Origin of the sequence: Corallococcus sp. AB049A (assembly GCF_003668885.1) — a bacterium.
GTDB lineage: Bacteria > Myxococcota > Myxococcia > Myxococcales > Myxococcaceae > Corallococcus > Corallococcus interemptor.
On the sequence record NZ_RAWL01000302.1, the window covers coordinates 1 to 10,777 of the forward strand.

At 69.3% G+C, this 10,777-nt stretch carries 11 protein-coding genes; 6 read left to right on the forward strand and 5 right to left on the reverse strand.

The window, feature by feature from the left end; translation table 11 throughout:
* Positions 1–551 (forward strand): DUF2267 domain-containing protein (locus D7X55_RS27230; RefSeq protein WP_233610096.1); only part of this gene is annotated, 551 nt, incomplete at its 5' end.
* Positions 552–579: 28 nt separating this feature from the next.
* Here the strand turns inward: D7X55_RS27230 and D7X55_RS27235 are convergent.
* Positions 580–2,073 (reverse strand): HAD-IG family 5'-nucleotidase, encoded by a 1,494-nt coding sequence (locus D7X55_RS27235; protein WP_120552761.1) that lies wholly within the window; start codon positions 2,071–2,073, stop codon positions 580–582.
* Between the two features lie 162 nt (positions 2,074–2,235).
* Between D7X55_RS27235 and D7X55_RS27240 the strand changes: the two genes are divergently transcribed.
* Both D7X55_RS27240 and D7X55_RS27245 read left to right on the forward strand, forming a co-directional pair.
* Complete coding sequence (locus D7X55_RS27240) at positions 2,236–2,862, forward strand: SRPBCC family protein (RefSeq protein WP_121724584.1); 627 nt, start codon at positions 2,236–2,238, stop codon at positions 2,860–2,862.
* A gap of 41 nt (positions 2,863–2,903) precedes the next feature.
* Positions 2,904–3,743 (forward strand): DUF5131 family protein, encoded by an 840-nt coding sequence (locus D7X55_RS27245; protein ID WP_121724588.1) that lies wholly within the window; start codon positions 2,904–2,906, stop codon positions 3,741–3,743.
* On the opposite strand, the gene D7X55_RS27250 is transcribed toward D7X55_RS27245, so the two are convergent.
* The gene (locus D7X55_RS27250; protein WP_121724585.1) at positions 3,721–4,617 is read right to left on the reverse strand and encodes a LysR family transcriptional regulator; all 897 of its coding nucleotides are present in this window, start codon (positions 4,615–4,617) and stop codon (positions 3,721–3,723) included. The two genes, D7X55_RS27245 and D7X55_RS27250, sit on opposite strands and share 23 nt — an antisense overlap.
* Before the next feature lie 87 nt (positions 4,618–4,704).
* Between D7X55_RS27250 and D7X55_RS27255 the strand changes: the two genes are divergently transcribed.
* Positions 4,705–5,544, forward strand: a complete 840-nt coding sequence (locus D7X55_RS27255; protein WP_121724586.1) for an oxidoreductase — start codon at positions 4,705–4,707, stop codon at positions 5,542–5,544.
* On the opposite strand, the gene D7X55_RS27260 is transcribed toward D7X55_RS27255, so the two are convergent.
* The 3 genes from D7X55_RS27260 to D7X55_RS27270 all read right to left on the reverse strand — a co-directional run bounded on the left by D7X55_RS27260 (position 5,483) and on the right by D7X55_RS27270 (position 9,086).
* Positions 5,483–6,535, reverse strand: a complete 1,053-nt coding sequence (locus D7X55_RS27260) for a FadR/GntR family transcriptional regulator (protein ID WP_233610097.1) — start codon at positions 6,533–6,535, stop codon at positions 5,483–5,485. The two genes, D7X55_RS27255 and D7X55_RS27260, sit on opposite strands and share 62 nt — an antisense overlap.
* Positions 6,536–6,849: 314 nt before the next feature.
* Positions 6,850–7,302 (reverse strand): DUF2381 family protein, encoded by a 453-nt coding sequence (locus D7X55_RS27265; RefSeq protein ID WP_158616325.1) that lies wholly within the window; start codon positions 7,300–7,302, stop codon positions 6,850–6,852.
* Between the two features lie 8 nt (positions 7,303–7,310).
* Positions 7,311–9,086, reverse strand: coding sequence for a serine/threonine-protein kinase (locus D7X55_RS27270; protein ID WP_158626432.1), 1,776 nt, complete (start codon positions 9,084–9,086; stop codon positions 7,311–7,313).
* A 257-nt stretch (positions 9,087–9,343) separates the two neighbouring features.
* Between D7X55_RS27270 and D7X55_RS27275 the strand changes: the two genes are divergently transcribed.
* Positions 9,344–10,375 (forward strand): helix-hairpin-helix domain-containing protein, encoded by a 1,032-nt coding sequence (locus tag D7X55_RS27275; RefSeq protein WP_120552756.1) that lies wholly within the window; start codon positions 9,344–9,346, stop codon positions 10,373–10,375.
* Between the two features lie 160 nt (positions 10,376–10,535).
* Complete coding sequence (locus D7X55_RS27280) at positions 10,536–10,775, forward strand: hypothetical protein (RefSeq protein ID WP_120552755.1); 240 nt, start codon at positions 10,536–10,538, stop codon at positions 10,773–10,775.
* The last annotated feature ends 2 nt before the right edge of the window (positions 10,776–10,777 follow it).

Below are 10,777 nucleotides of genomic sequence, written 5' to 3' on the forward strand. Positions count from 1 at the left end.
GGGTGGGGCCTGCCTGCCTGCTGGCCGCGGACGGGCGCTCCGGTGACCACCTTCCAGGAGGTCCCGTCTCCCCTCACCGCCGGAGGTGTGCCATGGCCCAGGCCCACGAAACCGAAACCGAGAAGCAGGAACGTCACGCGCGGCGGCACGAAGCCCACCTGCGCGCCACCTACGCGATGTTCCTCCACCACCTGTGCGAACTGAGCGCGCTGCCCCCGGCGCTGGCGGAGTCCGCCGCCGTGTCGGTGCTGAGCGCGCTGGAGCGCCGGCTCATGCCCAACGGGGCGCGGAACCTGGAGTCCCAGCTGCCCCGGATGCTGGTGGAGTTCCTGCCGCCGCCCGAGGAGCGCCCCCGGCGCCCCCACCGCTTCGGCCGCGAGGAGCTGGTCGCGTCCGTGGCCGAGGACCTCCAGATGCCGGTGGACCAGGCGGAGCTGGTGGTCCGCGCGGTGCTGCGCGCCTTCCAGGACCAGATTTCAGAAGGCGAGGCGGACAAGGTGGCCAGCAACCTGCCCGCGGACCTGCAGGCCCTCTGGCGCCTCACGCAGTAGCGCGTGAGGCACCCCCTGCGCCCCTGAGCTACTCCGTGGGGCCGCTGCCCGCGCCGTCCCCGGTGGTGAACACCGGGGTGCCGCCGGGGATGCTGGGGTCGTGCGGCAGGCTGCCGCGCGGGCTGCGCAGGTAGACGAACGGTGTGGCGAAGAGGAAGTTGCTCACGCGTGACGTGTAGATGTCCGCGTAGCGCTCCACCTGCCGCGCCAGGTGGCTCTTGTCATTGCCGGCGCGGGTGAGCAGGCCCCAGTGCGGGTTGGACAGCTCCCCGGCCGCGCGGGCCATGGGGCCCAGCTCCGCGTCCAGCGCCTCCAATTCCGCGCGCAGCTCCGTCAGCCGCGTCACCAGCTCGCCCTCGGCGGTCTCCGAGCGGGGGCCGTAATGGTGGCGCCGCCGCTGCAGCTCCAGGCGCACCTGGCAGCTCTCCGCCTCCAGGCGCTCCTTCTTGAGCATGCGCTCGCCAATGCGCACCTCGGTGGCGCGGAACGCGGCGATGGCGCGCACCTCGTCCTCCAGCTCGCGCAGGATGAGCGCGGTGCGCCAGCGCAGCACGTTCTTGCTCACGTGCACGTCGCCGAACATGTGGTCGCCCACATAGAGGATTTCGTCGCCGGACAGGCCCAGGTGCCGCTCCAGCTCCAGCGCGCTGCCGCCGAAGTAGGGCTTGTTCTTGTCGAGCGGTCCGGAGTGCGGCCGCAACAGCGCCTCGCCGTTCGCCTCCACCACCTCGAAGAGGGTGGAGCGCGTGGTGAAGAACTCGGGCTTGCGCGCGCTGACGATGACCACGTCGAAGAGCTGGCGCCAGGTCATGCCCTCGGGCAGGTGCCGGTCGAAGGCGAAGTGCATCATGGGTTCCGTGTAGGCCCACTCGCTGTTGGTGATGAGCAGCACCTTCTTGCCGGCGTTCTTCTGGTCCAGCAGCGCGAGCGGCGTCTCCGGGTCGTCGATGACGTAGCGCTCGGGGTCCGCGATGATTTCGGCCTTGAGGCGCCCCTGCATGTGCGTGGCGTCCAGGTTCTTGCGCACGTGCTCGTAGAGGTCCACGTAGCCCATGGGGCCGGGGAGCTGGCCCGCGTCCAGGCGGTCCACCAGCTGCGCGTAGATGCAGGCCTCGGAGAGGGAGAAGAGCGTGTTGAGGAACACCCAGCGCCGGTCCGCCAGGTCGATGACGGTGCGGGTATAGGCCTCGCGCTGGGCCTCGAAGTCCATGGGGCGGCTGCCGTGGAGGGCCTTCTTCACGAAGCCGAAGCGGTTGGCCTTGAGGAGGTTGCCCTTCGCCGTATCGATGATGAGCCCGCGGATGGCGAGCATCGGGTCGAACGTCAGGTCCGCGACGGGCCAGCCCTGCTCCACCAGGCGGTCGCGAATGTATTCATAGGCGCGGCGTTCCCACGCCTCCACGCGGTAGTGGATGAGCGTGTAGTCCATGTCGTAGCCCACGGCCTTGATGGCACGCATGTTCAGCGTGCGGTTGCAGAACAGGCCGCGTTCGGGCGGGGGACCGGAGAAGTGAGGAGCCATGGGAGCAAGGCTTGCCAAGGCTTGCACGCAAAGTCGAGCGGCCCGTGCGCCCGCGTCGTCCCGTGGGCAGGCCCGGGTCGTCGGGGTGTCGGAAAGATGGGATACAGGTGACGCACGCGCCGCCGAGGGCCGGGCGGTGCGCGGAACCGAAGGGCAGAAGACATGTTGGGAATGACGCGGCGGTGGGGCCTGGCCCTGGCGGTGGTGCTGACGGCGGGCGTGGCGGGGGCGCAGGACTGGGAGACGGTGGCCACCTCGCCCTTCGTGATCAAGGTGCGGCCCCGGCCGGGGACGAAGGCCAAGGACATCTGGGCGGAAGGCGAACTCAAGGCGAGCGCGCTTCAAATCCAGACGGTGCTGGAGGACCAGGAGTCGTACCGGCTCTTCATGCCGTACGTGAAGGAGTCGCGGGTGGTGCGGCCCACGGACGACGGCGGGCGGCTCACGTACACGCGGCTGGACCTGCCGGTGGTGTCCTCGCGCGACTACATCTGTCACGTGGTGACGGAGTCGAAGGTCGCGCCGGATGGGACGGGCGTGTACCAGCAGCACTGGAAGGCGGAGCCGGACGCGTTCCCCGCCCGGCGGGACGTGGTGCGCCTGCGGCTGAACGAGGGCAGCTGGAAGGTGGAGCCCAGGGGCGAGGACACGTCCTGGGTCGTCTACAAGTTCACGGTGGACCCCGGAGGTTCCGTCCCCGGGTTCCTGGCCAGCGTGGGGCAGAACGACGCGGTGGTGGACACGCTGCGCGCGGTGGAGAAGCGGGCGAAGTCTCTGGCCACGAAGTAGGGGGAAGGAGGCAGGCGGGCCGGGTGTTCCATCCGGACGCCATGGCTGACAACTCCAAGATTGAATGGACGGACGCGACGTGGAACCCGGTGCGCGGCTGCGTGAAGCTGAGCCCCGGGTGCAAGCACTGCTACGCGGAGACGTTCGCGGAGCGCTTCCGGGGCGTGCCGGGCCACCCCTATGAGCAGGGCTTCGACCTGAAGCTGATTCCGGGGAAGCTCGCCGAGCCGCTGCGCTGGAAGGCGCCCAAGCGCGTGTTCGTGAACTCGATGAGCGACCTGTTCCTGGATGACGTCCCGGAGGCGTACATCGAGACGGTGGCGCGGGTGATGGCGCTGGCGGACTGGCACACGTTCCAGGTGCTGACGAAGCGCGCGGAGCGGATGCAGCGGCTGTTGTCCACGCGGCTCGCGTTCGCGGCGAGGCTGCCGAACGTCTGGTGGGGCGTGAGCGTGGAGGACCGCAAGTACGGCCTGCCGCGAGTGAAGCACCTGCAGGCGGTGCCCGCGCGGGTGCGGTTCCTGTCCATCGAGCCGCTGCTGGAGGACCTGGGCCCGGTGGACTTCACCGGCATCGACGGCGTGATTGTCGGAGGCGAGAGCGGCGCGAAGGCGAGGCCGCTGGACCCCGAGTGGGTGCGCTCGGTGCGCCGGCAGTGTGACGCTGCGGAGGTGGCCTTCTTCTTCAAGCAGTGGGGCGGCAAGCGCAAGGCGGCCGCCGGGCGGGAGCTGGACGGGCGCACGTGGGACGCGCTGCCCGCGAGCACGTCCGCGCCGTTCCCGGACGACGCCCGGCGCCTGCGCCTGCTGGACGAGGCCGAAGCGCTGGCGGCCCCGTGGCTGACGCCGCCGGCCGTCCTCAGCGCCGCCGCTTCAACTTGAAGAAGTCGATGAGCGCCTTGAGCTTGGGCGCCACCTGGACGCGGCTCGGGTAGTAGAGGAAGAAGCCGGGGAGGGTGGCGGAGTACGCTTCGAGCACGCGCACCAGCCGCTTCTCCGCGAGCAGCTTCCGGATGCGGCTCTCCGGGACATAGGCGAGCCCCATCCCGGCGACGGCGGCGTCCAGCACCAGCTCCGAGTCATCGAACACCGCGCGGCCCTCGACGGAGACCTCGATGCGCTTGCCGCCGTCGTTGAGTCCCCAGCGGAGGAGGCCGCCGGTGGTGCGGCTGCGGTAGTTGATGCAGTCATGCTCGCGCAGGTCGCGAGGGTGCTTCGGCTTGTCCCGGTTCGCGAAGTACGCCGGCGAGCCCACCACGTGCATGACGATGTCGCCGCTCACGGGGATGGCGATCATCTCGCGCTCCACGTGTTCACCGACGCGGAAGCCCGCGTCGAAGCCCTGCTGCACGATGTCGACGAACGCGTCATCCAGGTGGATGTCCACGCGGATGTCGGGATGGGCGGTGAGGAACTCCGCCAGGCGGGGGCCCAGCACCTCCTGGTACCCATAGCGAGGCAGGGTCAGGCGCAGGAGCCCCGAAGGCCGGTCCCGCAGCTCGCCCAGGGACTCGAAGGCGTCCCGCACGCCGAGCATCGCGGGCTCGAGCCGCGACAGGAATCGCGAGCCGGCCTCGGTGAGGCCCACGCTGCGGGTGGTGCGCTGGAGCAGCCGCACGCCGACGCGTTCCTCCAGGGCCCGGAGGCTCTGGCTCACCGCGGAAGGGGTGACGTGGAGCTCCGCGGCGGCGGCGGTGAAGCTGCGCCTGCGGGCCACCGCGAGGAACGCCATCAGGCCGGAGAGGTCGTCGCGCATTCCTTAGCGTAGCTACAAAGTGCTTCCAGTGACGACGCGTTTCGCTGCGGGGACCCGGGGCGTACTTCATGGGCCATGGAGGCGGTCATGAGCGCACAGGGCAGCGACAAGGTGTGGTTCGTCACGGGTTCGTCGTCGGGGTTCGGCCGGAGCATCGTGGAGGAGGTCATCGAAAGAGGGGAGCGGGTCGTCGCGACGGCGCGAGACCCGGGCACGCTGGAGGACCTGGTGGCGAGGGCCCCGGACCGGGTGCTCGCGGTGCGGCTGGACGTGACGAAGCCGGAGCAGGTGCGGGAGTCCGTCACGGCGGCGCTGAAGCGCTTCGGTGCCATCGACGTGCTGGTGAACAACGCGGGCTACTCGGTGCTGGGCGCGGTGGAGGAGACGAGCGACGCGGAGCTGCGCGCGGTGTTCGAGCCGCTCTTCTTCGGAGCGGTGGAGATGACGCGAGCGGTGCTGCCGCACCTGCGCGAGCGGCGGACGGGCATCATCGTGCAGGTCTCGAGTCTGACCGGACTGGTCGGGTACCCGGGTGCGGGGGCGTACAGCGCGGCGAAGCACGCGCTGGAAGGCATCTCCGAAGCGCTGGCGAAGGAGGTCGCGCCCTTCGGAGTGAAGGTGCTCCTCGTGGAGCCGGGCATGTTCCGCACGAAGCTGCTGGACACCGGCTTCCGGTCGATGCCGGAGCTGCCTGCCTACGCGGAGTCGATGGGCCCCACGCGAGCCTGGGTGGCGCAGTCCGCCGGCACGCAGCCCGGGGACCCCGTGAAGGCCGCGAAGGCCATCGTGGACGCGGTGGCCGCCGGAGCCCCGACGCTGCGCCTGTTCCTGGGGCCGGACGCCCCGGCGCCCATCCGCGAAAAGCTCACGCAGGTGACGGAGGACCTGAACCGCACGGAGCGGATCGCACTGTCGACCGGCTTCTGAAGAAGACCCGAAGAGCCCAGCCGCTCACGAGTCCCCAGATGCCACGAAGCATCCCACCCTCCTTGAGATTCACAGCATGGTCGCAGGCAGTCGGCTCCGCGGGCTGAAGGCCCTTCTCCGCGCATGTCTCACCGGATTCGGATGGGACGTGCTCCGGGATGGCCTGCGTCTCAGGGCAAGGAGGGTTCCCAGAGTCAGGCGCAAGGACCTCAAGTCCACGCTCCTCCGAGCAGGGGCGTGCCTCCTGGGCGCGATGAACCTCGGGAGCGGCAGGCTCCTTGGGACCAGGAGCAAAGGCATCCAGCACACGGTCATCGTGTGCCTTCATCAGCACCGGCAGGTCGTTCTGGATGGCCCGTGTATCGCGATCATGCAGGGCATCCTTCGCGCAGTTCACCCACTGGCGCAGCGGCTCACCTCCCAGGAGGGGCAGCAGTTGGGCCGCGCCGACCATGAAGGCCCGCTGAAGGGATTGCACGAGAAGCACGTGCCCGGGCCGGTCCGCCACCCGGGCCGCCAGCCGCAGCAACTCGAACTCCACCTGGGCGCAGGAAGCCCCCGACCCCCAGCGCGCCGCGTCCCAGAGTCCGAAGCAGATGCTCCCCAGTTGGTCCAGGTCCCGCTTGGATGCCCGTGCGCAGCAGTCGGACAGGAGTTCCACCAGCACCTGCCGCCGGAGGCTGAAGTAGCCCTCCAAGAGCCATCGGGCTTGCGCGGAGCGCACGTCATGCAGCGCCAGCCCCAGGTTCTCCAGCGTCAGCGACTCATCCAACGGCACCGCGCGCGTCTTGCGTCCAGGCCGCTGCACCACCACGCCCCGCGCCGCCAGCCGCCGCAGCGCCTCACGGATGGTGCCCCGGCAGACGTCATAGTGACGCGCCAGCTTCGCCTCCGAGCCGAACTGCCCGCTCGGGTGAATCCGTCCCAGCGCGATGTCGCGCTCAATCTGTGCTTCCACGTACGCCACGAGCCCACCGTGTCCCATCCCCATTCCCCTTCCTCGTTCCAGCATCGCCATCCAACCACAGGGGTCTGACACGGACGCGTGAGGGCCCCCCTCCGAAGCCGGACGAAAAAAACCTGTCCGACTGTCGGACAAGTTCGAGGGGACGGGCCCCATGCGGCGAAACCAGTCGGACAGGTTCCCGGGCTCGGGCCTTGGGTCGCGTAAACCTGTCCGACTGTCGGACAGGTTTTTTGCAATCGCGCCCGGCGGGCGGCTGCTGCCCGCCGCGTTGCCTCTGCGTTCATTGACGAGAGCGGGTCGCGGACGCTTCCGTCAGCCGCTGGGTCGGCGTGGATGGATCAGATGGAGGGGAACCGCACTCCTGGCAGGACGAGCAGCTGGGTTCCTTCCGCGTCCTGGAGCTCCAGTGTGTGGATGCCTCGGGCTTCCCGGGGCTGGGCTTCGGCTTCCACGATGATCCGGGCAGGTCCGCCTTCGGAGTCGGGGGCTGCCTCAATCACTTCCACGACCTTCAGGAGTTGCTGATTCGGTCCACGGAGGACCGCATGGGTGACGCTGCCGGAGAGTGGCACCCCTCCTGCGAATTCCAAGAGCACGGCGACCCGGCGCATGGAGCGGAAGCTCCTGAACCGTAACCCCGTGACGGGATCATCCATGTCCAACGTCTGGACTCCTCCTTGCCCCAGGGTCTTCTCGGAGAGGAGTACCGCCAGTCCCACGTCGGGACAGGCCTGCTTGTCGGACACGCCGCCATCCGCGGCTGCAAGAAACGGAAGCAGGAACAGGAGCACGCATCCTCCTATTCGTCGTACCGCCACACGCCCTTCACGGACATCAGGTTGGGAACGATGGCGGTGTTCTCGTCTCCCCCTTCACTGCGAGGAACGCCCCTCGTGTGGTCCGGGTTGAACCAGAGCTCGACACAGACAGGAAATGTTTCACCGGTCTTTTCCTGACGCAGTTGGGTGAAACGGCCGTAGACCCGTTTGGAGCCCACGTAGAGCGTGCCCGTCAGCATGGAGTTGTGCCTGACGCGCCCCTCGAACATATGCGTGTACACCGCGGCACGTCCCTCGCGGACGGTCACGAGCCCGGTCCTATTCGGGTCGAACTTGGCGGCCCACTGGATGCCTTCGATCTCCAGCTTCTGCATGGCCTCCTGCGCATCCAGGGGACAGTCCTCGGCGGGGGGCGTGGGCCGGTCCACCAGGGGCGCGCTGGCGCAGGCCATGCCCGCCACGCAGGACGCGAGCGTCGCGGCCTTGAGCGCACGCGCGGGTTTCGGAGACGGCGGAACAGGGGGCTTGGTCGTCACGGGAACGTGTTCCTCTTTCTGTGCCACCACGGGGGCGGCGACGGGAACACTGTGCGGGCGGTCCGGCGGGATCTCCAGTTTATGACCAAGTGGGGCGGAAACGCTCTCAGGGACCTGTGGGGTTGTATGGCGCGTCCAGCCCCGGAACAGGACCTCCCAGGTCCCGGGTCCCGCCAGCAGCAATCCCAGGCATGCCGCCACGCCCAGCCACCCCCAGGCCGGGAACCGGCGCGGGGCCGCCGGCTCGGGAGCGGGCCGGGGTCTGGGCGCGGGCGTCAGGTACGGCTGCGCCGGCCAGGACGGACGGCGGATCTGGTTCGGCGTGCCGGGGATCTCGTCGAAGAGGTGCGCCTCGAACGCCGCCGCTCCTCCGGACAGCAGCCCCCGCATCAGCTCCGAGTGCGCCGCCTCCCCCGTGCGCGGCCGCTGCTCCGGCTCCTTCTCCAGGAGCCGCAGGATGGCCCTCGACAGGGGCTCCGGCACCTGCGGGTTGATGTCCCGGGGCGTCGGCGGCAGCCGCTCCGTGATGGCCACCGCCAGGAGCTCCGGCTCCTGCCCCGGCGGGAACGGGAAGTGCCCCGTGACGGCCCGGTACAGGCACACGCCCAGGGCATACAGGTCGTCCGCCTCCCGGTACGGATAGCGCAGCTCCGGCTGCCTCCAGTGGCGCTGCTGGAAGCGGATGGCCTCCGGGCTGCGCAGGTGCAGCGTCCCCGGGGGCAGGGTGGTGGTCGTGAGCGTCGCGGCCCCCGTCTGGTCCCCGGCCCCGAAGTCGATGAGCACCGGCACCTGCTCCCTCGCGCGGACCAGGATGTGCTCCGGCTTCAGGTCGCGGTGCAACACGCCTCGCGCATGCAGCACCCCCAGCGTCATCGCCACCGAGCCCCCCACCATGGCCACCTGCCGGAACGTGGGGTTGACCGTCTCCGTCCAGGTGTGGAGCGCCAGCCCCTCCACGCAGTCCATGACGAAGTACGGCAGCCCCTCCACCGGATCCGGCCACCGCCCCGTGGCATGCACCCGCACCACGTTCGGATGCCACGCCCGGTCCAGCAGCAGCGCCATCTCCCGCAGCGCCCGGGCCGGGTCCGGATGCAGCGACAGCTTGAGCGCGAAGCTCCGCCCTGGCGCGTCCAGCGGCTCCACCTTGTAGACCGCGCCGTAGCCGCCCACGCCCAGCGTCCCCAGCACGCGCCAGCGCCCCACCACCGCGCCGGGCTGGAGCGCCCCCGGGAACACCTGTGACCCTTCCTGACCCATGAACCTCCAGGGTCGCATGAAGGGCACTCAACCTGGAAGGTCATCCGGGATGGGGTGCCGGAGCCAACCCTGGGCCGTGTGTTCCCAGGTCAGGAAGTCTCGCCTCGTGGAGCCCAGAGGAATGCTCCCAGCGGAACAGAGGGACGGTGACCGAAATGTGACATGAACGATGCGCGTATCAGCCCGGTGCTGTCAGACGGATTTGATGTATTAAGCCGCGTCTCATCGCAGCTCCCCCCCTCATCCAGGAGTTCCTGATGCGTCGTCTTGGCTCAGCCCTTCTCGCCGTGGGCATGCTCGTTGGTTGCGGTCCTGGTACCCAGGCGGAGACTCCCCCCGAGTCCGCTCCGTCCGCCGAGCAGCAGCAGCAGGCCCCCATCCTCACGACGACGAACGTCGACGTGGCCATCGAGTGCTCCGGCATCCTCGAGTTCGCGAACACGGCGTCGTACACGCTGCTCGACCGCTACCTGCCCAGCAACGTGGTCACCAACATCGTGAACCGCCGCGCCACCGCGCCGTTCACGTCGCTGGCGGACCTGTCCTCCGTGCCGCTCGTCGGCCCGACCCGGCTCAAGCAGCTGGAGGGCGGCGCCCGGACGATGGACTTCATCGACGCGGACTGTGTCGGCATCCTGGATGGCATCGCCATCTCGCGTGACGACCAGACCGCCATCGTCAACCTGGTGAACACCATTGATGACTCGGAGCTGCACGACGTCCTGCCGGACGCGTGGAACGGCGCCGTCAACCTGCTCAACACGCGCCCCTTCACCACCGCGCAGCAGATCGCCGACACGGCGGGCATCGGTGACGTGAGCTTCCGCAACATCCGCAACTCCGCCACCCTGAGCCGTCCGCTGGAGGCGCTCTTCACCGCCATCAACGCCATCCCCAGCAACGGCTCCTATGGCGCCACCACGCTGCGCCACTTCGACTGGTGGAACATCGCGTCCGCCAACCACTACTACCGTGACCAGAAGGAGTGCTTCGGCCTGGAGCCCACCAGCGTCCCGTACGGCGCCTCCATCCGCCCGAACCTGGCCAACGCCGCCGAGGTGCGCGCCGAGGTCCAGCGCGCCTTCGACTACGTCGGCGGTAATACCAAGGTCTCCGCCGCGGTCCGCGACGCGGGCTTCGCGAACCTGGACGCGCTGATCCAGGGCCGGTCCTTCAAGGGCTGCATCCTCACCTACGAGAACGACCCCTGGAGCCGCAACACCGTCCACATCTACGTGGACACCGTGAACGGCTTCAGCGTGATGACCGAGACCTGGTGGGCGGAGTAGTCCCCACCCCCTGACGTCCCGAAGCCCCGGTCTCCTCCCTGGGAGTCCGGGGCTTTTTCATGTCCGGAAGCAGGCAGGGCCCTGGCGGGCAGGCCGCCCCACCCCGTGGCGGGGAAGGAAACCGTGCATCCCCGCGTGTCTATGGGTATAGACACGCCCCATGTGCCCCCTGGTGAACACGAAGGACCTGATTGACGCCCAGGAGGTGGCGGGCCTGTTGCGCCTGGCCCACCCCAACAGCGTCAGCACGTACCTGCGCCGTTATCCGGACATGCCCCGTCCGGTGCTCGACCTGGGCGCCGGGCGCCCGCGCCTCTGGCTCAAACCCCAGATGCTCCGCTGGGCCCGCGCCCGCCAGGCCGCCGCCAACACCGACACAAGCTCCCGAGGCTCCCGATGACC